Here is a 24,593-nt window from a genome sequence, read left to right on the forward strand (position 1 = left end):
AATGAATTAGATGTGCTAACATCAAAATCTCTTTTTGAGGAGGTGAATCCATTCCATGGCAAACAAAGCAGAATTAATCGAAAAAGTTGCATCAGCTACTGATTTAACTAAAAAAGACGCAACTGCAGCTGTAGACGCTGTATTCTCAACAATTCAAGAAGCTTTAGCTAACGGTGAAAAAGTTCAATTAATCGGTTTTGGTAACTTCGAAGTACGTGAACGTGCGGCTCGTAAAGGACGCAACCCACAAACTGGTGCAGAAATCGAAATCCCAGCTAGCAAAGTACCTGCATTCAAACCAGGTAAAGCTCTTAAAGACGCTGTTAAATAATACGTCTGTTAAAACGTTTATGACTTTAGAGTCATAAACGTTTTTTTCTATTCATAAGCCAGCAAAAGGCGCTCTTCCATTTTGTCTCTAAGTCAAATGATGTGGAGGAGTAAAATTTAATTCATTAAGCAATGAAAGCCGATTGGTTTTCGTTGCTTATTTGTTTAGCTTCAAAATTAAATAAAATTATATCTCTTTTTTCAAAAAAATAGATGCAGATGAATTTTTTTCATCCACACCAATAATTGTACAGCCAGTATAATTATGAATCAATATGACAGGATAGAAAGAGAGTAGGGTAAATGGTCGTTTATTCTGCTCCATAGTTACCCTTTTTTACTGTCAAAATGAGAGAAAAAAAGAAAACAATAGAAAAAATTTTATCAATTTTGTGCGTATAGTACTATTGTAAGGACTGAATACTACAAACGCAGTCTATTTATCGTGACGTGTGAAATAGCCTTTAATACTATCTAACATAAAGTCTTTAATGAGTGAGGTCTTATGAATGTAAGCGCCGTTTGATAGAACTTGTTCGCAAGAAATAAACGACCAATTTTCCTCATTACCTCTGTATAAAGGATTATTTGCATATACAACACCATCAATTCCAGCCCAGATAATTGCAGAGCTGCAAAGTGGACAAGGTTCAAATGTTGAGTATAGCCAACATCCTTTTGGCAGTTTTGGGCTGTTGACTAGTGTGCATGCCTTACGAATCGCATTTATTTCAGCATGAGCAGTAGGGTCATTTGATTCGTTTACTGTAGTTGTACCCATTGCTAAAATTTCTCCATTTGAATCAATAATCGCAGCAGCAATAGAGTGATTTTTCCACTGATAGTCTATTAGTTTTTCCATAATGACAGAATCGGGATGGCTATGCATATCTAACACCTCTTTGTTTTTCTAAAGTATAGCATAATAGAAAAGTGTTTCCATGTCAGTTCTTGAATCAACTTCCATTTTTTTCGATAATAAAAAGAGAAAAAGCGAATTAGAAAATAGCTATGAGAGAAAATATAAAATTTTCTCTGATTTTCCATCTTTTCCATATGAATTCTTATATATAAAGGAGATTTAATGGTAGAATGAAAGCAAAGGGGGGGATGATAGTGGAACGTGTCTATACAAAAAATGGGTATAGCTGTCGTGTTGTGTATGGTGAAACATTTGCAACACAGTTAAAACAAGAACCGGTTACCAATAAACATGTGGTTATTGTGACGAATCAGCGCTACTATGATCGTTTTTCCCAGAAATTGCTTCAACTGTTTTCTGTCCATTCTGAAGTGGATTGGTACATCTGTACAAATAGTGCACATTGTAATAATTTAGATGAGCTAAATGGTCTTTTAAGCTTTGCTGCAAAATTCCCGCAAGAAGCAGACTATCTGTTTGTTGCTTTTGGAAATGAAGGAGTTATGGAATTAATGGGATTTTTTCAGAAAACGACGGTTCTTCAAGGGGAACTGTGGTGTTTACCCGTTTCTATCCGCTCTTTGGCAAAAGCATTAACATTATCAAACACAATTGAGAAATTAAACAATCAGCCTGTAATGGAAATACAGGCATTAGGTAGTCAAATTATTTTTGATCAGACACTAACAAATAATCAGTCAGAAGGAAAGATGGTTGACTTGCTGTGGTTTCTTCAATGTGGTATTGTACGAGATCATGACTTTTTGAAATTATTATATCAAAATTATCCAAATCAAAAAAAACTGCTTAGCCAATCATTTAATGGATTGATTGCCCCGTTAATCAACTATTATGAAGCAGATAGCGAGGTCATTGAAACGTATGGTCAGCTGTTTGAGCGAGCATTTTATCAAACACAAACAAGTCATCTGCTTTCAGATCATATGAAACGACTGCTTGGAATACTACTTCAGTTAAAGTGGAATGATGAAATTGAGCCGCTTACTTTTAATTATCGTAATTTTCTTATCTGGCTGGATTATTTGGGCTTTCCTATAGAGCTCCCAGATGAATTATTGATTAGTACGTATGTAGAACAAATGCTCCAGCTTGCAAAAAAAAGCAAAAAGATAGTGGTTTTAGAAAAAATAGGTATAATAAAAGAACATCGGAATCCAACTGAAAAAGAGTTGTTGGCAACCTTAGAATCCTATAAAAAAATTGTACAAGAAGTAAAAGGAGAACATAATGAAAACATATAGTGAAAAAATGTTAGTAGCGTTAGCCAACGAAGATTTAGCTGAAGCACAATTAATGTTAATTGAGGCACTAAAGCATGACGATGGAGATGTTTTAGTAGAATTAGGAGAAGAGTTATTATCTCTTGGTTTTTTGGAAGAGGCAAAAGAAATTTTTGAAAAGCTGATTGTAGATTATCCAGATTCAGACGGCTTAAATATTCCGCTTGCTGAAATTGCGATTGAAGATAATAAAATAGACGAAGCGTTTGAATATTTAGAAAAGATAGAAAAAGAGAGTGACAGCTATCCGCAAAGTTTGCTTGTGACAGCGGATCTTTATCAAGTACTGGATATTCCTGAGGTCAGTGAAGCGAAACTAAAGGAAGCAGCTGAAATTTTACCAGATGAACCACTTATCCAATTTGCTTTAGCAGAACTCTATTTTTCAACCAATCGTTTTATTGAAGCGATTGACCTCTACAAACAGTTATTAGCAAGTGATGTTTCAGTGATTTCTTCTGTTTCCATTGAAGAAAGAATTGGTTCGGCATATAGTATGGTAGGAGAATTTGAAGAGGCGGTTGGCTACCTAGAGTCTGCGTTAGAAGAAGAGCAAACGGATGATCGTCTGTTTCAACTAGCATTTACGTATATTCAATTAAAAGAAAACGAAAAGGCTATTTACTATTTACAGCAATTACGTGCATTAAATCCTCACTACCAGTCCCTTTATCTTTATCTAGCTGAAGTGTTACAAGAAGAAGAGCTACTTGAAGAGGCGAGCGAAGTGATTGCTGAGGGACTAAAAGAGAGCCCTTATCAAGTAGAACTGTATCACTTTGCTTCTGAAAATGCATTTCGACTTCATGATGTTCAAGGCGCGGAGGATTATTTGTTAAAAGCCCTAGAACTTGGAGAAAAAATAGATGAGACCTTATTAACGCTTAGCAATCTGTATTTAAATGAAGAACGCTATCAAGAAGTTGTAGATACATTACAAAAAATGGAAGAAAAAGATCATCCATATGCTGCATGGAACTTAGCTCATGCTTATAATGAGTTGGAAGAATTTGCATTAGCTGCGGTTTATTATGAACAAGCGTTCCAAGAATTAGAACATGAACCGGAATTTTTGAAAGAGTACGGCTTCTTCTTAAGAGAAGAAGGAAAACTTCAAGAGGCAAAAGAATTATTGTCACATTACCTACATCACGAACCAGGAGATTTAGAAGTGCAGTCTGTCCTAGATGATTTAACAGAGAGATAGGTGAGAAGAATGTTTATCGATGTCCAGCAAAAAAAGAAATTTTTAAATTGGTTTGTTAATCATGGAACATTCAACCGACGGGAAGTCTTGTGGATATTGAATTATTTGGCAAACCATGAGGCGATATTAAATAATGTTCATTTTATTGAAGCTGCAGATCAAACGAACAGAGGCTTACAAATTCGTGATGCAAATCAAGAAGGGGAAGCTATTCAGCTTTATATTGATGGCAAAGTGTTTACTGATAGTGATCAAGCATTTCATGAAATACGGTTAAATTGGAAAAAACCTCTTTATTTAGAGTGTTTGTTTGACGGGGCTTGGCAAACAAGTGAATTTTTATCTATTATAGAGGATAATCCTTTTGCTAAATGGAATGAGCGAATTAGTCCGGAGATTATTGAGGAGTTAGAGGGATTTTTCAAAGAAGAAGAGAGACAAGCTAAGCTTTCTCTACTTTATAGTCAAATTGATTTCGCGTTGGAAAATGGCGATAAGGAAGCATTTTTAGAATTATCGAATGAAGTCAATCAATTAACACTTTTATCTGCAGAGCATTCACTTCATCAAATTTAAAAAACAGCACTTACAGGGATTGTCTTCTTAGACAATGCACCTGTAAGTGCTGTTTTTCTATTCAGTTACTTTTTTTCGTCTCAGAATACTTGTTTGAGGTCTTAGATAGGTGAATCCTTCTCCTTCAACTTCATGGACATTTAGTACAGAGACAAATGCAGTTGGATCAAATTCCTGAACAATTCGTTTGATTTCTGAAATTTCTCGGGCACTAACAACAATATAGATGATTTTTTTTTCAGCGCCGGAAAATGCGCCTTCTCCTTGCAAAAAAGTAACACCTCGTTCAAGCGTGGTCATCAAAATCGGGGCAATTTCTTCACTATGATTTGAAACGATGAGCAGCCCTTTGGCAGAATATCCACCGTCTAATATAGAATCAATTACTCGGCTGAACACATAGGATACAATTAGTGTGTACATCATTCGTTGTAAATCAATATAAGTTAAAGAAAGAAGTAATACGAGGACATCTAGGGCAAATAAAGAACGTCCCATAGAAATACCGTAATTTTTTTCTAATATTCGAGCGACAATATCACTACCACCTGTTGTTCCGCCTACCTTGTATACTAATCCACTGCCAATACCAGCCAACAAACCAGCAAGTAATGCGACGATAAGTAGATCGTGCTGAAGGTTTATTTCTATTGGAACGCGTTGCCAAATCCAAAGAAAAGCAGACAAAGAGAGGGTTCCAATGACTGTATAGACAAGGGAACGTTTTCCAAGTATTTTTCCTCCAATAATGATTAATGGAATATTAATGAGTAACGTAGAGTATGCGGGATCAAATTTAAATAAGGCATAAAGAATGAGGGTAATTCCGGAAACGCCACCTTCTGCCAAATTGTTGGCAATATTTAAATTAACAAGACCAAAAGCATAGATACTTGTACCAATCAAAATCAATGGGATATCTTTTAAAAACATTTTGCGATTCAAAAAAAACCACCCGCTTTCTAAAAAATAACGATATAAAAATGATTCTGTGAAGAAAATACAAAAGGAATCAGAATTATGGACGTTTCTAATTGTTTTTTCATATAGCAAAAATCTAGAGAGACCTGTTTTTTACTTACCTACCTTCTAAATAACAATTTAGCACGAAATCTTTTTTTATACAATGAGAAACAAACCTTAATTATTCTAGGAATTATTCTGAGAATTTGTTAAGATAATGTGTAAGAGAGTACAGAGAGGTGAAGAAGAATGGACAATAAGCAAACATTAGCATCCATGCAAAAAGAGGTAGACGAATATATTCAACAGTTTAAGGCAGGCTATTTTTCGCCACTCTCTCAGATGGCAAGGTTAACTGAGGAAGTGGGAGAGTTAGCCAGAGAAGTGAATCATTATTATGGTGAAAAGCCAAAGAAAATAGATGAAAAAGAAAACACGGTTGCTGAAGAGCTTGGGGATGTTTTATTTGTGACAATGATTATGGCAAATTCCTTGGATATAGATTTAACAGACGTGTTCCAAAAAAATATGAGTAAGTTTAATCAACGAGATAAGTTTCGTTTTGAAAGAAAGGATGGGCAGACACATGATTAAAATTGTTGTTGCAGGGTTTAATGGAAGAATGGGAAGTACCGCTACAAAAATGGTACTGGCAAATGAAGCTTTTCAATTAGTAGGTGTGTTGGATCCGACAGAAACAAAAACAAATTTGAATGAACTTGCAGAATACGGACAAGTGGACGTGCCGATTTTCACAGAAAAAGAAGCGTTGTTGATAAGTCAACCCGATGTTTGGATTGATTTTACCATGCCGGAGTTTGCGTTGACACATACACAATTTGCTTTAGAACATGGGATTCGTCCTGTAGTGGGAACAACTGGTTTTTCAGAGGCAGATGTGGCTTTTCTAACCAAACTTTCAAGAGAAAAAGAAACGGGGGGATTAATTGCGCCTAATTTTGCAATAGGGGCTGTTTTAATGATGGAATTTTCCAAAAAAGCGGCAAAATTTTTCCCAGATGTTGAAATCATTGAGTTACATCATGACAAAAAGCTTGATGCACCAAGTGGAACGGCAATTAAGACGGCAGAAATGATTAGTGAAGTAAGGAATCCTAAACAACAAGGAAATCCAGATGAAGTAGAAACACTTGCAGGAGCAAGAGGGGCTGACTATGAGGGAATGCGTATTCATAGTGTTCGTTTACCTGGTTTAATTGCTCACCAACAGGTTCAATTTGGTGGAGAGGGAGAAGGATTAACTATTCGACATGATTCATTTGACCGTAGTTCGTTTATGGGCGGGGTTGCTTTGGGGTGTAAAGAAGTCATGAAACGTAATGAGCTTATCTATGGATTGGAAAACCTACTATGAAATTAACTACACTACCTGAGGAATTTATTCAAGCAATTCCTGTTATAAACAAGATTGAAGAAGCAGGGTTTGAGGCCTATTTTGTAGGGGGAAGCGTACGAGATGTTTTGCTTGGTCAACCTATTCATGATGTAGACATTGCCACAAGTGCTTTTCCAGCAGAAATAAAAGAAATCTTTCCCAGAACAATTGATGTCGGCATTGAACATGGGACGGTATTAGTTCTTGCACAAGAGAGCCAATATGAGATTACTACGTTTCGAACCGAATCTACGTATCAGGATTTTCGACGACCAGATAAAGTACAGTTTGTTCGCTCATTGGAAGAGGATTTAAAACGAAGAGATTTTACCATTAATGCACTTGCTTTACGTGAGAATGGAGAAATCGTGGATCTTTTTGACGGCTTGTCTGACTTGGATAATAAAATTTTACGTGCTGTTGGAAACCCTCATGAGCGTTTTCACGAGGATGCATTGCGTATGATGAGAGGTCTGCGTTTTGTGAGCCAACTAGGCTTTGAATTAGAACCTCACACACTCGCTGCCATGAAAGAAAATCATCATTTACTGGAAAAAATATCTGTAGAACGTATTCATATTGAATTTATGAAATTGTTATTGGGCAATCATCGTAAGGATAGTATTCATGCTTTTTTTGAAACGGAGTGTTATCAATATTGCCCTGGTTTAAAAGATAGAGGTGAGGCGTTACTTCGATTTGCAGAGCTTCCTGATAATCCAATTTCAACAGAGGCACAGGCTTGGACGTTATTGTTAGATTGCTTTGCTGTTTCTGAGCAGGAGGTTTCATGCTTTCTTAAAAAATGGAAATGCTCCAATCAAACAATTCAAGAAACACGCCAATTATTATGGGGACTTAGACAGAGAAAACAAGCTTGGTGGAAAAAACTTACAGTGTACCAGCTTGGCTTAGCACAGAGTTTGCGCGTAGAGGAATTACTTATCTATTATACTATTGAAATGAAGAAAAAAGAGACAGAGGAGATGAGTTGTCAGCTTCCAATTCATTCATTAAGTGAACTTGCGGTAAACGGGAATGACCTGATGAAATTTTTGAATAAAAAACCAGGAAAGTGGCTCAGTCAAGTAATTCAAACATGTGAGCAAGCTGTTGTTGAGGGAGAAATTGTAAACGAAAAAGAAGCGCTGTTAAACTTTGTAAAACAAAAACTACTAAAAGAGGAGTCGCAGTGATGAAAAAATTTATTCAACACTTTGTAGTTGCAGAAAACCAAACAGCATATGCACTTGGTTCAGGTGAGTTAAAGGTACTGGCAACACCCGCCTTAGCGGCGATGATTGAAAATACCTGTATGAATAGTGTAAAAAATGAATTGTCTGATAGTGAGACAACAGTGGGAACATTACTGAGTTTAACTCATCAACGACCGTCAAAAGTTGGACAAGAAATTACAGTAGAGACGGAGATTAGTAAGAAGACAGGGAAATTAATAGATTTTTCTTTTCAAGTATTTATGAAAGATGTCCTTGTATCTGAAGGGACGCATCAACGCGCAGTTGTCCAAATAGAACAATTTTTAAAAAGAATTTAATCAAAATTGAGAACTTCTTTGTGACCAGTTTCAGAAGTTATGCTACACTATATTAGAATAAATATTATTTAGTGAGGAGAATCATTATGGCTAGAGAAATGACAGCGTTAAAATTTTATTTCCGTAACGGCGAAACATGGACAATCGAACGTCGCTACATTGGTGATTTATGGATTAAACAAATCACAACAAGCTTTGGACGTATCAATGGCAGTGAATTTGTTGAAATTCATCCATGTGCAGGGTTTAAAATTGAAATTTTCCAAGAAGGCGATCATGTAACTACACATGACATCAACTTAGGTGGATTAGAATCAGGCATGTTTGCACGTGCTTTAAAATATGAAGATATTGAACGCATGGAAATCTTATATCGTGCAGGAACTCCCGATTTAATTTATTTCCCATACAAAGATAAAGATACAGATGGATTGGATAATTTTTATCAATCTACAAAAGAAAGCGAAAAAACAAAGAGTCTATACATTGTTATTGATCCAACACAAACAGTTGATGATGTATACGGCGACCATTTCGAATAAATCAGCAACTAGAGAAACTAGTAAAGAGCGGCAGATGAGAATCTGTTCCATCTTTACTAGTTTTTTTATCAATTAATAGTAAGGGACTTGAATAAAATTGTTGACAAAATAATAAGGTACCTGTATTATATAGAATGTAAGGTACCTTATCAAAAAATAAAAGGATGATGATGAAGATGAAACGAGAATTACCACAACAATTCATGGAGACACAATCATTAATGAGACGATACATGCATAGAGAAATGAGTAAGCAAGGACAAATGGGTCCGCATCATGGGCAAGGACGTATTTTGATGATTCTTCGCATGCAGGAGGCAGTATCACAAAAAGATTTGGCTTTTGTTTTAGGTGTTCGTCCACAATCCATTGGTGAACTGCTTGGAAAAATGGAAAAACAAGAATGGATTACTCGAACACCTTCAACAGAGGATCGACGGGTTATGTTGGTTTCTTTAACTCAAAAAGGAAAAGAAGAGGCAGAAAAACTTTCTGAAGAGCCACATTATGGTGAAGAATTGTTTTCTATTTTTAACGAGGAAGAACAAGAGCAACTGCTAGATTTTATGGAAAGACTGTTTGAAGAACTGGAGGAGAAAGTTGGTGGTGAAGAAGATCCGAGAGAATTCTCTAAACGCTTTGGTGGCGGACATGGTCCCCACAGGCATGGACTTCACGGGCACGGACCTTTTAGACAAGATAGAGAGCACCATTATGGTTTTTGCGGGTATCATGGGAAAGAAAACTTTTAAGGAGTATTGATCTGAGAACGTTGAAACTGTATTGGATGTATTTCAGTAATAAAATTTAAAAATGATTTCTTAGTAATGGTTCTACATTTGCTTGAAACCCGGTGGATAGTGGAATGTAGAGCCATTTTTTAATTTGTCACTCGCCTACATATTGTTGAAAATGGGAAAATTAAACAACTCCCTTTGCGCTAAATTGTATTTTGTAGTATAACAATAGATGTTACCTAATATTATTTATCATTTCTTTTTTAAGGAACTGCATAAAAGGAGAAAAAAATGACCAGCGAATTTGAAATGCGCAAGCAACAATTAAAAGAAAAATATGAAGCGATGTCTCCAATAGAACGAAAAGAATTGAAACGTTTATTGAAGCAAAAGAATCTATTAGCTTATCGTCATGGAGAACGCATCAAGCGAGAATTATTACGCTTGGAGGCTCGCCGCGCGCAAATGACTTGTGAGCATGAAGATGCTCATCTATCTGAGATTGAAGATCGTATTATTCATAAGAAAGAACAATTCTTAAAAATTCTATATGACGTAAAGAATAGGAGTTGATGCCATTGGAATTTATTGAATTACTCATTGTTTTTGCATTGGCAATTACATTCTCCAATGTAGTTAGCCGAATTTTACCATCTATTCCATTACCGCTTATTCAAATTGCCTTAGGGATACTGGTTGGGATGACAGAATTTGGCGCATCAATCACCTTTGAGCCGGAAATATTTTTGATCATGATTATTGCTCCATTGCTTTTTCGTGAAGGGGAGGAAGCAGATATTCCTTCTATTTTAAAAAATTTTGGAACAATTTTATTTTTGGCTTTTGGTGGTGTGATTTTAACATTATTTGGAGTGGGTTTAACGTTGTCCTTCTTACTGCCAGCTTTGCCGCTAGCTGCTTGTTTTGCTTTTGGAGCAGCACTTGGTCCTACTGATGCAGTAGCGGTGATGTCATTATCAGGACGTATTAATATTCCTAAAAAAGCAATGAACATTTTGAAAGGGGAGGGGCTATTAAATGATGCCTCAGGTGTTACAGCCTTTCAGTTTGCTGTTGCTGCTTTATTAACGGGAAGTTTCTCAGGATTGAATGCAACGGTCATTTTGATTGTCTCAAGTATTGGTGGTGCAGCCACAGGGTTTGTTTTAGTTTGGATTAAGCGAAAAGTGATTCGACTAATTGAACGAGCTTCTGCTAGAGATGTAACAGGATACTTATTAATTGATTTACTTTTGCCATTCTTAGCGTATGTTTTGGCAGAACATATCGGTGTTTCGGGAATTATCTCTGCTGTAGTGGCAGGAGTCCTGCAGTCGTTTGGATTTAGAAAAATTACCCTGTTTGATGCGGAGTTATCAAACGTTTCGGAAAGTTTTTGGTCAACATTAGTATTTACGCTTAACGCACTAGTTTTCTTGTTTTTAGGAATCGAATTGTCACAGGTGTTTTCACCGATTTGGCAAAGTGATCTTTATCCAAATAGTTATTTGTTAGTCATTGTATTGGTAATCGCAACAACCTTATTTGTTTTGCGTTTTGCTTACATTACGGTGTTCTACCTAATAAAAGATGGGATGAAGAATCTAAAAAAACAAATGAACGAAATTTTATTGTTAACATTTGGCGGGGTAAAAGGGACGGTCAGTTTAGCAACTGCATTTATTTTACCTTTGAGTATTAATGGTGAAGATTTTCCCGAACGGTCGTTGATTTTGTTTATCACTGCATGTGTGATTTTAGTCACCTTAGTTGTAGGGGTAATTGTTCTTCCATGGCTTGCCAGTGATGAGGAAGAAGTGGCAAGAGAGCAAAAAATTATTGCAATTATTAAAGAGGTCATTGCGGAGCTTCGTTTAGATATTGCAACAAAAGAGCTCAATGAAAAAGAGCGTACTGCAGTTGAAGCTGTCATTGAAAATTATCAGGAGCGCCTTCAAGACGCCTATACGGAGCAATTGACAGATAGTGAAAAGCAAGAAGTACAAGAATTACAAGCCTTGATTTTATCTATTGAAAAAGACGGCTTGGATATGAGTTTTAGAGATCATGAAATCAGTCCTAATGGCTATCGTTTCTATTCTCGATTTATCACAAGATTTGAAAATTCAATTACAAGACAAATTCTTTCATTTATTGGTTTTTGGCTAATTGTCGGAAACCGCGTTATTCGAGTGATTCTCCATCCAAAAATGTTTTGGGAGCGTACACGCCAGCAAGGGTTGCGTTCGCCATTAAATGAAGTGGATATTGCAGAAATTAAAGAGGTCTATATTCAAAATACGCAATTAATTTTGGAGAGTTTAGAGAACTTACAGGACGTCTATGATGATCAGCTGATTGACTATTTTGTTGAGGATCGTGTAAGCTCGACCAACAAATTAGAACAAGGAACATTCTTTTCAACGTTTATGATTCAACAAGATGCACTTTATGAAAAAGAGCTTTTACGAGGCTACTACTTAGAAAGAAAAGTCATAGATGAATATGAGGTTTCAGGAGAAATCAGCACATTTTTAGCCAATGTCTATCGGCAAAAAGTGAATTTATTAGAATCTTATTCCATCAATAAAATTGATGAGTCAAAGCCAATGCGCTTGACCATGAAGGGGAGAAAGATTCCAATTAAAGCACCTAGAGATGAAGAAGTAGACGGTGGGTAAAAAAAATTCATGGATTTGCAGCATCAGGTACTGTGCATCATCGGAAGTGAGACTTCCGTGATTTACAGCAATAATAAGGCATACGCGAAAGGTGGGATATAACTTAGATAGTTATGTCTCACCTTCTTTCTCGTTTCTAAATAGAAAAGTGTCTGAGAGGGTGTTTTTGTGGTACAATGTGCGAGAAAGAAATGAGGAGGAAGAATAGTGAAAGAACTTAAAGTCAGCGATCTTACAAAAACTTATGGGGAAAAGACACTATTTGATCAGATTTCTTTTCTAATTCATGAAAAAGATCGAATTGGACTAATTGGAACCAATGGCACTGGAAAAACAAGTCTTTTAAAAATACTTGCAGAAGAAGACAATGGAGATGGCGATGTTAATGCTGTTTTTTTTCCAACAGATTACAGAATCGGCTATCTTTCTCAAGATAAGGTGTTTGAACCCAGCCTAACGGTACTAGAGGCCGTATTTCAAGGAAATAGTCCGTTGATTCAAACTGTTAAACAATATGAAGAAGCATTGATTCAGCTCAATCATTTTGGGGAAGACCCAATGGTTCAAAAAAAGTATGCACGTGCCGAAGAGCGAATGAATGAAGAAGATGCTTGGCTAACAGATACCAATGCAAAAATTATTTTACAAAAATTAGGTATTTCAGACTTAGATAAGAAAATAGGCGAGCTGTCTGGCGGACAAAAAAAGCGTGTAAGTTTAGCTCAGGTACTGATTGATGAGCCTGATCTGCTCTTATTAGATGAACCAACCAACCATTTAGATTATGCGACTATTCAATGGCTAGAGAATTATTTGAACCAATATCGAGGCGCTGTATTAATGGTGACACATGATCGTTACTTTTTAGATCGAGTGACTACACGAATTTTTGAGCTATCTTTTGGTAAGCTTTATGAATATAAAGGAAACTATGAAGCTTATGTATTAGAGAAAGCGGAACGTGACCGAGTAAATGTAGAACAAGAAGAAAAACGAAAGAGTCTCTATAAACAAGAACTTGCCTGGATGCGAGCTGGCGTTCAAGCACGAGGGACCAAACAGCAAGCTAGAATAAATCGATTTGAAGATCTAAAAGAAAACTTGTACCAAGTACAAACAGAGGGTGATTTAGAATTAAATATCGCTACTCAAAGACTTGGGAAAAAAGTTTTAGAGATTAAAGAGGGAAACTATAAAATTAATAAATTGACTATTTTAGACCACTTTGATTTACTAATTCAGTCCCGTGAAAGACTTGGGATTACAGGTAAAAATGGTGCTGGAAAGTCTACTCTTTTAAATATTTTAGCAGGACGTCTTGAACTGACAAGCGGAATCTATAGCATAGGTGAGACCGTCCGCTTAGCCTATTACACACAGCAAAATGAAGAGATGAATCCCAACCAACGAATGATTGCCTATCTTCAAGAAGCAACTGAAGAGGTTAAACAGGCAGACGGCGGACAAATTGGTGTAGCTGAACTATTGGAACGTTTCTTATTTCCTCGATTTATGCATGGTACTACGATTGGCAAGCTTTCGGGTGGAGAAAAGCGTCGACTCTATTTGTTGAAATTACTTGTTCAGCAACCAAATGTTTTATTACTAGATGAGCCGACGAATGATTTGGATATTGCTACATTGACTATATTAGAGGATTATTTTAGAACATTTCCCGGGGCTGTAATCACGGTTTCTCATGATCGTTATTTTCTTGATAAGGTAGTCAATAAATTGTTGATTTTTAAAGGAAACGGCGTGATTGATTCTTATTTTGGAAATATGAGTGACTATTTAGCATCAAGTGAAGAAGAGTCTAGTCTACCAAAAGAAAAAAAAGAAGTTTCCGTGACAGACGCTGAACCAAAAAAGAAAAAAATGTCGTATATGGAACAAAAAGAATGGGCGACTATTGAAGAAGACATTGCAGAAATTGAACAAAAAATAGATGAATTGACCGAAGCAATGAATCATCAGGGAGATAATTTTACTCGTCTTCAGGAGCTGCAAAAAGAGATTGAAGCTAATGAACAACAATTAGAAGAAAAGATGAATCGTTGGGAATACTTAAGTGAGTTTGATAATTAAAGGGAGGAAAAACGATGGAGCAAGCATACTTGGAGCTAGGCAAAAAGCTGATTGAAGAAGGACACTATAAAGGAGACCGTACAGGAACCGGAACGAATAGTTTATTTGGCTATCAAATGCGGTTTGACTTATCAAAAGGGTTCCCACTGTTAACAACAAAACGTGTTCCTTTTGGATTAATTAAAAGTGAATTATTGTGGTTCTTACATGGCGATACCAACATTCGCTTCTTATTACAGCATAATAACCATATATGGGACGAGTGGGCATTTGAACGATATATTCAAAGTGAGGACTATAAGGGACCGGATATGACTGATTTTGGGCGTCGTAGCTTAGTAGATGAAGCTTTTAATGAAGCTTACCAAAAGGAGCTTGCTGATTTTTGTCAGAAGATTGTTGAAGATGAGGAATTTGCTAAAAAACATGGTGATTTAGGACATATCTATGGCTATCAGTGGCGACATTGGGAAACCAAAGAAGGGCGTTTTATCGATCAGATTCAAGAAGTAATTGAGATGATTAAAACGAATCCCAATTCGAGACGATTGATTGTTTCTGCATGGAATCCAGAAGACGTACCCACTATGGCGCTGCCCCCTTGTCATACGATGTTCCAGTTTTATGTAAATGACGGAAAACTAAGCTGTCAATTATATCAAAGAAGCGCCGATGTATTTTTAGGCGTGCCATTTAACATTGCGAGTTATGCGCTACTTACACACTTAATTGCACATGAAACAGGACTTGAGGTTGGCGAATTTATTCATACTTTGGGGGATGCACATTTATATGTGAATCACTTTGACCAAATGAAAGAACAACTTTCTCGTGAAGTTCGAGCATTTCCGACACTCGTTTTAAACAAAGAAAAAAAATCTGTTTTTGATTTTGAGATGGATGACATCAAAGTGGAAGGCTATCAGCCGCATCCATCAATTAAAGCACCGATTGCAGTATAGCAGTCGAGAAAAGGAGTTCATATGTTAGCAGCAATTTGGGCGCAAGATGAAGCTGGGTTAATAGGAAAGCAGGAGCACCTACCCTGGCATTTACCAAGTGATTTGAAATTTTTCAAACAGATGACGGAAAGCAACACATTAATTATGGGAAGAAGAACATTTGAGGGGATGGGCGGCCGTCCTTTACCAAACAGAAAAACCATTGTTTTGACTCGAGACTTGACCTATCAAGCACAGGGTGTTGATGTGATGCATACGTTGGATGATGTCTTAGCTTATGAAAAAGAGTTTGAGGGAATCACTTTTGTGGCAGGAGGATCAATGATCTATGAAGAATTTCTTCCCTATTGTACAGTTCTTTATCGCACACTGATTCATCACACGTTTGAAGGTGATACCTACTTTCCAACGGTTGATTGGACGCAGTGGTCATTGATCAATCTCAGTGAAGGGGAGCAAGATGAAAAAAATCTCTATCCTTTTCAGTTTGAGACGTATCATCGAAGAAATCAATCAGAGCAATAACAGAAGGAAATAATGAAATAAACTATAAAAAAACAAGCTGAAATTTGCAAAGTGAGCATCTTTGCGAATTTCAACTTATTTATTTACATGAAGACTGTTTACGTAAAGAATAGAACGGAAAAGAACATGAAGCCTGCACCTAACATCACAAATACATGCCACACAACATGCATAAAGCGGACGTTCTTTAAACTGTAAAAAGCAGCACCTAGCGTGTAAGAAACGCCACCAGCAACTAGAAGAGCTGTACCAATCCCTCCAAGTGAGTCATACAATGGTTTTGCTGCAATTAAACAAAGCCAGCCCATGATAATATAGATGATGGTTGAGACCTTTGAGACCGTCTCTTTTTTATGCAGCGTTAAGGATTTATAAACAATCCCGCTAATAGCAAGGGACCATATTAAGCCAAAAAGAGTCCAGCCTAACCAGCCTTGAATGCTGAGTAAGCAAAAAGGAGTGTAGCTTCCAGCAATAAGTAAAAAGATGGAACTATGGTCAAACACTTGAAAGACTTTCTTTGCTTTTGTAAAAATAAGACTGTGGAAAAGCGTCGACGTTAGAAATAATAAAATCAGTGTGGTACCATACAGACAATAGGATACTACATGAAGAGCTGAGCCTAAGCGCGCACCTTTGATAATAAGCAAAACGAGACCAGCGATACTGAGACCTGCACCGATTCCGTGAGTGACTGCATTTAAAACTTCGTTAACAATTAAGTATTTTCGGCTGAAGTGGATTTTTTCCATGAAATCGCCATCCTTTGTTTTAATTTAATTTGATGAAAAAACTATTTTTCTCTGTTATACTTAAAACAGATAAATACCTTAAGTGTATTCTAACACGAAATGAGGTAGCTTTTAAAGAAAGAGTGATAAAGCTATGACAAATGTAAAAATTGTAACCGATTCTTCTTGTACAATGGAGAAATCTATTTGTGAGGATTTAAATATTCATGTTATGCCGCTGTCCATTATGATTGACGGTGTCATGTATCGTGATGACGAAACATTGGGTGGCGAAAAATTCATGGATATGATGGAAAAAGCCACTGCTTTACCTAAAACAAGCCAACCGCCAATTGGGGAGTTTGTTGAATTATATGATGAACTTGGAAAAGATGGAAGTAAAGTGATTTCAATTCACATGACAAAAGGGTTGAGCGGAACGGTTGAAGCAGCTCGACAAGCCAGCAATATGTCGCAAACAGATGTAACAGTCATTGACAGCGATTTTACAGATCAAGGCTTATCTTTTCAAGTTATTCGTGCTGCTGAGTTAGCTAAAAATGGTGCTAGCGTCCCTGAAATTTTAGCTGAAATACAATACGTACACGATCACACGAAGCTTTTCATTGGGATTTCTACGTTGAATAATCTTGTGAAGGGTGGGAGAATTAGCCGTGCAACTGGGTTGCTCTCAAATATATTCAACATGCGTGTGGTTATGGATTTTGAAAACTCCGAATTAATTCCGGTTGCAAAAGGTCGCGGATCAAAGACATTTACTAAGTGGTTTAATGAGTTAAAAAATGAATTGATTAAACTAGGAAATGTCCGCCAAATTGGTATTTCCCATGCAGATGGTCTGGAAATTGTCAATGAGTTTAAAAAGGGATTACAAGAATTATTCCCAGATATGACGATTCATGTGTTGCACACCAATCCTGTAATTGCTACACATACTGGAAAAGGTGCGTTTGCGATTATGTACTACACGGATTAGCGGAACCTAAATAAGTTGAGTGAGCTGGGGCTTCGGTAGTGAAGAACCAGCTTATTTGTGGAAATAGGGAAAGAAATAGATAAGTTATCCATATATTTTTCATTTTGTTAGTAAATGACTACCCTTTTTTTTATATTTTTGCTACTATAATGAAAATGTGAATGAGTGATTGGATGTGGAAAAATGAATTCAAAAGTAAAGAAAATCGGGCTGCCTATCTTATTTTCATGTAGTGTGGCGCTTCTTTTTTTTGTGGGGCTCTCAATAGCTATTCCAAAAGCAGAACCCTTATTAATTGCAAGTCAAGGGAGAGCAGCAACACCCTCTACAACAAAAGAAAAAATCCATTATACAGCCGTTGGAGATTCCTTAACGGAAGGTGTGGGAGATCAAACAAAACAAGGTGGGTTTGTCCCTTTGGTGGCTGATAAGCTACGAGAGGAGTACAAGCTAACTTCTGTTGAAATCGACAACTTTGGAGTTGGCGGAGAACGAAGTGATCAAATCTTAAAACGGTTAAAAAATGATGAAGATTTGCGGGAGAATGTTAAGTCCTCAGATATCATTAGTTTAACAGTTGGCGGAAATGATTTGATGAAAGTCATTCAATCCAATATTTTCGGGTTGTCTGTAAAAACATTTAATAAACCTTCTATCGAATATCAAGAAAGAATAAAAGAAATGTTTGAAGTGATTCGAGAACTCAATCCAACAGCACCTGTCTATGTATTAGGCATCTATAATCCGTTTTATTTGAATTTTCCAGAAATTACGGATATGCAAACGATTGTTGATAACTGGAATGAAAAGACAGAAGAAGTTGTAAGTGAAGAAGAAAATAGTTATTTTATTCCAATCAATGATCTGCTATATAGAGGGCTGAACAGTGAAGTTGGTGTTGCAACTAGCGACAGTGATACGACAACAACTTCAGATGATAATTTGAATACGGTGAAAAATAATGTGCTATATGAAGAAGATCACTTTCATCCGAATAATTTAGGTTATCAGTTAATGGCTAACGCAGTGACAGATGAATTGGCGAAAACCGAATCAAAATGGCTAGAAAAAGAGGACAAGTGATATGGATAATCAAAAAGAAATTCAAACAAACGATGAAGCGACGAAAGAGACAAAAAGAGAACAAAAAAATAAAGGATCAGAGAAAAAAGGACCAATAAATTATTGGAAAATTGCCTTTTTATTACTTGTGGGTATCGTAGTGGGTTCAGGCGTATTTCTTGGAACGAGAATCTTCTCGCTTCGAGAGCCCAACTACCAGACGCCAACGATTACAAAGCGTGAAGGAGAGCCAGTTTTAACTATCAATACCCAAAAAGAAAAAGTGAATGAGTTAATTGATTTTTATTTGACGGATTTTCAAAAAGATACCGATATTAAATATTCTTTTTATTTAGAAAATGAGGCTTTATTAAATGGCGAGTTTACCGTATTAGGTGTACCCGTAAGTTTTTACCTTTATTTTGAACCATATGTTATGGAAAATGGGAATGTTCAATTGAAGGCAAAAAGTCTTTCAATTGGCACGCTAGGTTTACCCATCAAAGATGTAATGAACATGGTGAAAAAAAGTTATAAGCTGCCAAAATGGATCGAGGTAGACTCTAAAGAACAAACAGTGTTGCTCCGTTTAGATCAATTTCGTATGCAAAACGGGATGTATCTGAAGGCAGACCGGATTAATTTAGTTGACGACTCTATAAGCTTTAGTTTATATTTACCTGATACTAGTAAAAAAGAAGAAACTAAATAAGAGAAGTTGTTGGTCAAAATCAAACTTTTAATGTTCAGTTTAGACCTGGAGGAGAGTATGAGACGGAGTTTTTATCATTATTTAATGACCTTACGTGGTCCAAACAGAAATGATCCAGAAATGAACTTTGCCAATCAAGCAAGTCATGACATTCAATTTCCTAAACAATCAGAAGATTACGAGGAAATATCCTCTTATTTAGAATTGAGTGTGGACTATCTTCCGACGATGGATTTATTTGATCGAACGTGGGAAAAATACATCGAGAATAATCAGCTGTAAGAAATAGAGATGAGATTGGGACAGATGCTGTAGAGGTAAATTGTTCCTGTTTTCGCTGTTTATTAAGATTTTTACGAAGGTGAGGTATAACTTAATTAGTTATGTCCCACCTTCGTCTTTTTTTATAAGAATAGCCGAAATTATCTCTTATCCAAAAAAGAATAACGATAAATAGTTTTTAGAAGATTATCCCCTTTTCCAATGACCATTTACATGGTACTATTTTGACAGTTACATAAACAGGAGGTTCAAAAATGCCGAAACACAAGCAGTTTATTAGTTTTAATAGATATCTTATTTCTCTTCTTTGTGTAGGAATTATTAGCGGAGGAAGCGTCTATATCATTCAAAAAGAGATTCGGTTAGTCGAAAAAAATCAGGCTGCTCAATCAGTGGATGAGAGAGATGAATTAAAAAAGGTGCATGCGCTTTATGATGAAATAAATAATTATTATGTAGGAGATGTAAAAAAAGAAGAGCTTGTTGAAGGGGCAGTAAAAGGGATGACGGATGCGTTGGATGATCCCTACTCAAGCTATTTAAATAATGAAGAGGCAACCAATCTAACAAATAGTCTTTCTGGTTCATTTGAAGGAATTGGTGCTGTTGTCACAATGAAAAATAAACAACCGACGATTGCAGAAACACCAATAAAAGACAGTCCTGCTGAGAAGGCAGGCTTAAAAGCCGAAGATATTCTTTTAAAAGTGGATGGAAAAGAAACTACTGGAAAAACATTAGATGAAGTAGTTAGTAAAATACGTGGTGAGAAAGGAAGCAAAGTGACTCTAACCATTTTACGTGGGGAAGAAACGTTTGATGTAACGCTAACAAGAGATACCATCCCTCAAAGTACTGTAAAAAGTACAATTGATAAAGAAAATAAAACAGTTGGTTCTATACAGATTACTTCTTTTGGAGAAAAGACAGCTAGTGAATTAAAAGAACATATCCAATCGTTGCGAAAAAAAGGAGCTACTTCTTTTATTATTGACTTGCGGAACAATACCGGTGGCTTACTCGATCAAGTCGAAGAAATGTCTAGCATGTTTTTAAAGGATGGAAAAACAATTGTCCAATTTTCTGATAAAGAGGGGAATCAATCAAAAACGGTGGCTGGAAAAGAGTTAGATGATGGATTTAAAGTCAAGGAACCCGTAGCTGTTTTGGTTAATGAATATAGCGCCTCTGCCTCAGAAATATTCGCAGCAGCTTTAAATGAATCGGCTGATGTCCCTCTTATTGGAACGAAAACATTTGGAAAAGGAACCGTTCAAACCGTGCGCGGACTTGATGAGAAAAGTGAGTTAAAACTAACTGTGATGAAATGGCTGACACCAACTGGCAAATGGATTCATGAAAAAGGGATAGAACCCACTATTAAAGCTACTTATCCTGACTACGCATTTTTAAATCCAATTTCTCGTGAGAAGACGTTAAAGCGAGGAGATAGCTCTGAGGTAGTAGAAAACGTAAACCAACTTCTTGCAGCATTAGGTTATAATACAAAAGGTCAGGCATTTGATGAACAGACAGAAACAGCTGTTAGAGAGTTCCAAGCGGGCCATAAATTATCTGTAACAGGTGAAATAGATGATGGTACTGCTACAGCATTGGAAAAAGCATTGTTTACATTAATTGATGAAAATGACAACGCATATAATAGCGCATTAGAGCAGTTAAAAAAATAAGAAGAATTATTCGCAAAGTTGAACAACATTTCATATAATGAAGTAAGATGTTGAAAATGAGGGATTGAATGTGGAGAAAAGGCGGCGAATTTTTGAGAAAGCATGGCTAATGATACGCTATACAATTGTTGCTGTTGCAGCAGTGTTTTTAATTCGAGGATTTTTATTAATTCCTGTTGAGGTTGAAGGCAACTCTATGGAGGATACCCTAAAGCAAGGGGATATGATTGTGATGGAAAAAATTTCACCAATTAAGCGATTTGACGTGGTTTTATTTCAGCTTTCTGATGGAAATACGTATATCAAGCGAGTCATTGGACTTCCTGGAGATACAATTGAATATAGAGAGGATCAGTTGTATATCAATAATAAAAAAGTAGAAGAGCCATTTCTTTCCAAAGAGGAAAAAAATAGGAATGAAGTAATGCCGTATACAACTAACTTTACTTTACCAGAATTGTTAGGAATAGAGAAACTTCCCGAAGATAGTTATTTTGTAATGGGCGACAACAGAAGGGTGTCAAAAGATAGCCGTTCCTTTGGTGTGGTGACGAGTCAAGATATTTTTGGGAAAGCTCGTTTTGTGTACTATCCATTTAATAAAATAAAAATAATATCCTAAATAATAAAGGCATTGTACTGGTTTGGCGTAATCAGTACAATGTTTTTTTGATGCTAAGTTTTGGCAAACGAAATGAGTAGTGAGTAAAGTCTTGGATAGAATTTCCCACTCATTATTCTTCACATGTTTCAATTTTTATTGTAAATAGAGACTCAAATAAGAATTCATATGGTAAAATTAAACAAATAACAAATAACAAATAACAAATAACAAATAACAAATAACAAATAACAAATAACAAATATGAGTCACTTCTGCATGAGTCAAACACTGTGCAGTATTGCTCAGACTATTTGAATGAAAGGACTTGTTTACATGTCAAAGTCTAAAAAGAGATTTTCAAAAATTATTTTCATTTTTCTGTGTCTTCTTTTTGTTTGTGGACTCTTCGCTCTAATTGTATTAAATAACATTAATATAGCTGAAAACTGGTTTGGAATTAATGAATATGAACTGGCAGAAATAAAAAATCAGCTAATACAAGTCGTTCCATATATTTGGTATAGTGTGATTGGCCTTTTTGTAGTTATTTCTCTAATTATGGGGGTTAAAAAAAGAAGAAAGCCTCTCTATTGGTTAGCTATGTTGGTGATTTTTCCATTGATTATGCTGATTATAGGTGGTGTTAGTACGACTATTCCTTTCGATAAAAATAACTTTCGGGAAGAAGAAAAAGCAGAAGAAATAATGACAAGCCTCTCCGAATTGAAGCTTTTAAAAGGGAAGAATTTACAGCTTATTAGCTTTAGTTTTCATATAAGAAATGTTCCTCTGAAAAGTGGGGTTTATGCAGTAACACGAGTGATTAATCCAACAACAGATCTGCAGGATGAGTACTGGTATTGGTCAACCAATCCGCTGATGAAGTGGCGAAAAGATGCAGATGAATTTCCAATTCCTGCACAGAAGACAATCTCATTTGATGAAATCGATTGGAAGGTCATTCCAAAAGTAATTAAGGAAACAGAACACAGGGTGAGCAAGCTAGATACGTATTATCCAGGTGTCTCAATTGTCATTTTAGGCGATGCTGGGGATCGATGGACATGGACTGTAGGGATTCAAGATGTACGTGGACGAACAAGCTTAAATATGGTATACGACTTAGAAGGAAATTACCTTTCAGAGTGGTCCTAGTGTGGGAGAAAAACTTAGATAAAGGATAAACAAAGCATATTAAGAACAGAGGGGAAATTCATTGATGAATGAATTTCCCCTCTATTCTTCTTTTCAAATTCATTAATGAGAGTGACTCTTAGTACGATAATTATATAAGTTTGTGTATAAATAGACGAAAAAATTGAGGGTAAATTTGAAGGCGTAGATGATGAATCAATAAAATAAAAAACAAAAATATTTTGCTATTCATACGCACATAATTTTATAGAAATTAGCTTGGAAAATAACATAAATAGGGAAATGTCCTGCATGAAAATGCTATACTATTTTCAATGAATGGAGGAATTTGGGATGGAAGAGATTTATATTGATTATGCAACGTTAGAAGATGCAGAGTCGTTAGCAAGAATTTATGCGCATTATGTTGAACATACAGCAATTACATTTGAGTATAATGTACCTACAGTGGAAGAATTTATAGTGAGAATGAAGAAAATTCTAAAGAAATATCCGTATCTCGTAGCAAAAAAAGATGATAGAATTGTAGGATTCGCTTATGCAGACTCCTTTAAGTCACGAGCTGCTTATGATTATTCAGTAGAGACGTCTATTTATGTGGATTATAGCTGCAAACGAATGGGGATTGGGAGCAAGTTGTATAACGCTTTAGAAAGCAAACTAAAACAACAAGGTATTTTAAATATGTATGCTTGTATTGCTTATCCTGAAATTGAAGATGCGTATCTTTCAAAAAATAGTGTCCAGTATCATGAACGTTTAGGGTATCGGTTGGTTGGTGAATTTTATCAGTGCGGATATAAATTCAATACATGGTATAACATGGTTTGGATGGAAAAAATACTCGGAGAACATGTTAAAAATCCTGCACCAATACGTTTCTTTGAAGAAATCAGAGATAAAGAATAAGCTTAATGAAATTAATAGAATGGAAAGAGAATGAAGACATTTCAAGAATTCATCCATAAAAATAATTTGATAAGATAACTATTCTGGTTGTGTTGCAAAGTTTTAAAAATAAACAGTCCCATCGAATTTTTAGTTGATGGTTCATGCTGTTTTCAATAGATGCTCAATTTCTTCCCATGGGGAAAAGTCGAAGAGGGTAATTTCTCTTCGACTTTCTTTGTATAAGACTGAAATCACTTCAATTCCCTTGATCTTGGTATGGTGTACACTTATCCTGAATTGGCGCATAATCTTGGCACAATCACGGTAACTCAATGGGAAATGATAATATAAGCCTACAACTTCAATAATCATCCGATAATCATACTGCTTTCCTTTGAATCGTACCTCTATTAGCTAGTCTTGAATTAGATGATAGCGTAAAATAGACACTAGAAAAACTTTGCAACACAATCCAAAAACTTCAGGTAACAACTATCGAAATGTGTTACAATACTGGAAGAAAATGAGTATTTGCTTATTTGAATGGAAAATTTGATACTGATAAAAGCAAAAGGAAAAATAGAATATCGTTCGTTTGTTAACGATTTGTCCGTGACAAATTACTAAAAGTTGTCTAATGAATCTTTCCTGTTTCTACTCTTTATCTCGAAAAAGAGTAGACC

Annotated in this window: 27 protein-coding genes and 2 pseudogenes; 23 read left to right on the top strand and 6 right to left on the bottom strand. The window is 36.0% G+C overall.

The window, feature by feature from the left end:
- Nucleotides 1-55 precede the first annotated feature (55 nt).
- A complete protein-coding gene (locus tag I589_RS07515) occupies nt 56-331 on the top strand; it encodes an HU family DNA-binding protein (protein WP_010768713.1) in 276 nt (91 codons plus the stop codon).
- 186 nt (nt 332-517) lie between these two features.
- Here the strand turns inward: I589_RS07515 and I589_RS18325 are convergent, their stop codons facing one another.
- Both I589_RS18325 and I589_RS07520 read right to left on the bottom strand, forming a co-directional pair.
- The gene (locus I589_RS18325; RefSeq protein ID WP_155854203.1) at nt 518-655 is read right to left on the bottom strand and encodes a hypothetical protein; all 138 of its coding nucleotides are present in this window, start codon (nt 653-655) and stop codon (nt 518-520) included.
- 111 nt (nt 656-766) lie between these two features.
- Complete coding sequence (locus I589_RS07520) at nt 767-1,219, bottom strand: nucleoside deaminase (RefSeq protein WP_010768712.1); 453 nt, start codon at nt 1,217-1,219, stop codon at nt 767-769.
- Nucleotides 1,220-1,440: 221 nt separating this feature from the next.
- Here I589_RS07520 and I589_RS07525 point away from each other — a divergent pair, with 221 nt between their 5' ends.
- Genes I589_RS07525 through I589_RS07535 form a run of 3 tightly spaced genes read left to right on the top strand, consistent with a single transcriptional unit; the run spans nt 1,441 to nt 4,336 of the window.
- Complete coding sequence (locus I589_RS07525) at nt 1,441-2,514, top strand: hypothetical protein (RefSeq protein WP_139242866.1); 1,074 nt, start codon at nt 1,441-1,443, stop codon at nt 2,512-2,514.
- Nucleotides 2,501-3,760: a tetratricopeptide repeat protein gene (locus I589_RS07530; RefSeq protein WP_010768710.1), complete on the top strand. Its 1,260-nt coding sequence runs from the start codon at nt 2,501-2,503 to the stop codon at nt 3,758-3,760. The genes I589_RS07525 and I589_RS07530 overlap by 14 nt, the downstream gene beginning before the upstream one ends.
- Nucleotides 3,761-3,769: 9 nt before the next feature.
- Entirely contained in the window at nt 3,770-4,336 is a 567-nt protein-coding gene (locus I589_RS07535; protein WP_010768709.1) for a YpiB family protein, read from the top strand.
- A gap of 57 nt (nt 4,337-4,393) precedes the next feature.
- On the opposite strand, the gene I589_RS07540 is transcribed toward I589_RS07535, so the two are convergent.
- Nucleotides 4,394-5,269, bottom strand: a complete 876-nt coding sequence (locus I589_RS07540) for a YitT family protein (RefSeq protein ID WP_034685029.1) — start codon at nt 5,267-5,269, stop codon at nt 4,394-4,396.
- A gap of 279 nt (nt 5,270-5,548) precedes the next feature.
- Between I589_RS07540 and I589_RS07545 the strand changes: the two genes are divergently transcribed.
- The 11 genes from I589_RS07545 to I589_RS07595 all read left to right on the top strand — a co-directional run bounded on the left by I589_RS07545 (nt 5,549) and on the right by I589_RS07595 (nt 15,785).
- Complete coding sequence (locus I589_RS07545; RefSeq protein WP_010768707.1) at nt 5,549-5,893, top strand: nucleotide pyrophosphohydrolase; 345 nt, start codon at nt 5,549-5,551, stop codon at nt 5,891-5,893.
- Nucleotides 5,886-6,674, top strand: coding sequence for a 4-hydroxy-tetrahydrodipicolinate reductase (dapB, locus tag I589_RS07550; RefSeq protein WP_010768706.1), 789 nt, complete (start codon nt 5,886-5,888; stop codon nt 6,672-6,674). Before I589_RS07545 ends, dapB begins: the two co-directional genes overlap by 8 nt.
- The gene (locus I589_RS07555) at nt 6,671-7,891 is read left to right on the top strand and encodes a CCA tRNA nucleotidyltransferase (RefSeq protein ID WP_010768705.1); all 1,221 of its coding nucleotides are present in this window, start codon (nt 6,671-6,673) and stop codon (nt 7,889-7,891) included. The genes dapB and I589_RS07555 overlap by 4 nt, the downstream gene beginning before the upstream one ends.
- The gene (locus I589_RS07560; RefSeq protein WP_010768704.1) at nt 7,891-8,250 is read left to right on the top strand and encodes a thioesterase family protein; all 360 of its coding nucleotides are present in this window, start codon (nt 7,891-7,893) and stop codon (nt 8,248-8,250) included. The genes I589_RS07555 and I589_RS07560 overlap by 1 nt, the downstream gene beginning before the upstream one ends.
- 86 nt (nt 8,251-8,336) lie before the next feature.
- Nucleotides 8,337-8,792: a hypothetical protein gene (locus I589_RS07565; RefSeq protein WP_010768703.1), complete on the top strand. Its 456-nt coding sequence runs from the start codon at nt 8,337-8,339 to the stop codon at nt 8,790-8,792.
- Nucleotides 8,793-8,968: 176 nt separating this feature from the next.
- Nucleotides 8,969-9,544: a MarR family winged helix-turn-helix transcriptional regulator gene (locus I589_RS07570; RefSeq protein ID WP_034684867.1), complete on the top strand. Its 576-nt coding sequence runs from the start codon at nt 8,969-8,971 to the stop codon at nt 9,542-9,544.
- A gap of 276 nt (nt 9,545-9,820) precedes the next feature.
- Nucleotides 9,821-10,102, top strand: coding sequence for a hypothetical protein (locus I589_RS07575; protein WP_010768701.1), 282 nt, complete (start codon nt 9,821-9,823; stop codon nt 10,100-10,102).
- A 5-nt stretch (nt 10,103-10,107) separates the two neighbouring features.
- The gene (locus tag I589_RS07580; protein ID WP_010768700.1) at nt 10,108-12,210 is read left to right on the top strand and encodes a Na+/H+ antiporter; all 2,103 of its coding nucleotides are present in this window, start codon (nt 10,108-10,110) and stop codon (nt 12,208-12,210) included.
- A 207-nt stretch (nt 12,211-12,417) separates the two neighbouring features.
- Nucleotides 12,418-14,298 carry an ABC-F family ATP-binding cassette domain-containing protein gene (locus tag I589_RS07585; protein ID WP_010768699.1) on the top strand — a complete coding sequence of 627 codons (1,881 nt, stop codon included), beginning with the start codon at nt 12,418-12,420 and terminating at the stop codon, nt 14,296-14,298.
- Between the two features lie 14 nt (nt 14,299-14,312).
- On the top strand, nt 14,313-15,260 hold the full coding sequence (locus I589_RS07590) for a thymidylate synthase (protein ID WP_010768698.1): 948 nt from the start codon (nt 14,313-14,315) through the stop codon (nt 15,258-15,260).
- Nucleotides 15,261-15,281: 21 nt separating this feature from the next.
- Nucleotides 15,282-15,785, top strand: coding sequence for a dihydrofolate reductase (locus I589_RS07595; protein ID WP_010768697.1), 504 nt, complete (start codon nt 15,282-15,284; stop codon nt 15,783-15,785).
- Between the two features lie 98 nt (nt 15,786-15,883).
- Here I589_RS07595 and trhA read toward each other — a convergent pair whose 3' ends face one another.
- The gene (gene trhA, locus I589_RS07600; protein ID WP_010768696.1) at nt 15,884-16,537 is read right to left on the bottom strand and encodes a PAQR family membrane homeostasis protein TrhA; all 654 of its coding nucleotides are present in this window, start codon (nt 16,535-16,537) and stop codon (nt 15,884-15,886) included.
- 133 nt (nt 16,538-16,670) lie between these two features.
- On the opposite strand from trhA, the gene I589_RS07605 reads away from it, so the two are divergent.
- From I589_RS07605 to I589_RS07640, 8 genes are all read left to right on the top strand, one after another.
- A complete protein-coding gene (locus I589_RS07605; protein WP_010768695.1) occupies nt 16,671-17,513 on the top strand; it encodes a DegV family protein in 843 nt (280 codons plus the stop codon).
- Between the two features lie 183 nt (nt 17,514-17,696).
- Nucleotides 17,697-18,596, top strand: a complete 900-nt coding sequence (locus I589_RS07610; protein ID WP_010768694.1) for an SGNH/GDSL hydrolase family protein — start codon at nt 17,697-17,699, stop codon at nt 18,594-18,596.
- A gap of 1 nt (nt 18,597) precedes the next feature.
- Complete coding sequence (locus I589_RS07615) at nt 18,598-19,287, top strand: YpmS family protein (RefSeq protein ID WP_010768693.1); 690 nt, start codon at nt 18,598-18,600, stop codon at nt 19,285-19,287.
- A gap of 57 nt (nt 19,288-19,344) precedes the next feature.
- Nucleotides 19,345-19,569 carry a YozE family protein gene (locus I589_RS07620; protein ID WP_010768692.1) on the top strand — a complete coding sequence of 75 codons (225 nt, stop codon included), beginning with the start codon at nt 19,345-19,347 and terminating at the stop codon, nt 19,567-19,569.
- Nucleotides 19,570-19,823: 254 nt separating this feature from the next.
- Entirely contained in the window at nt 19,824-21,260 is a 1,437-nt protein-coding gene (locus tag I589_RS07625) for a S41 family peptidase (protein ID WP_010768691.1), read from the top strand.
- Nucleotides 21,261-21,330: 70 nt separating this feature from the next.
- Entirely contained in the window at nt 21,331-21,882 is a 552-nt protein-coding gene (gene lepB, locus I589_RS07630; RefSeq protein WP_010768690.1) for a signal peptidase I, read from the top strand.
- Nucleotides 21,883-22,197: 315 nt separating this feature from the next.
- Entirely contained in the window at nt 22,198-23,019 is an 822-nt protein-coding gene (locus I589_RS07635; protein WP_010768689.1) for a hypothetical protein, read from the top strand.
- A gap of 333 nt (nt 23,020-23,352) precedes the next feature.
- Entirely contained in the window at nt 23,353-23,928 is a 576-nt protein-coding gene (locus tag I589_RS07640) for a GNAT family N-acetyltransferase (RefSeq protein WP_010768688.1), read from the top strand.
- 141 nt (nt 23,929-24,069) lie between these two features.
- On the opposite strand, the pseudogene I589_RS18760 reads toward I589_RS07640, so the two are convergent.
- Together I589_RS18760 and I589_RS18765 are read right to left on the bottom strand one after the other, a co-directional pair.
- A pseudogene (locus I589_RS18760) lies at nt 24,070-24,186 on the bottom strand (IS6 family transposase); the annotation flags it as partial.
- A pseudogene (locus I589_RS18765) lies at nt 24,178-24,321 on the bottom strand (IS6 family transposase); the annotation flags it as partial. The pseudogenes I589_RS18765 and I589_RS18760, both read right to left, overlap by 9 nt.
- Nucleotides 24,322-24,593 lie beyond the last annotated feature (272 nt).

The sequence above is a fragment of the Enterococcus phoeniculicola ATCC BAA-412 genome (assembly GCF_000407505.1).
Classification (GTDB): Bacteria; Bacillota; Bacilli; order Lactobacillales; family Enterococcaceae; genus Enterococcus_K; species Enterococcus_K phoeniculicola.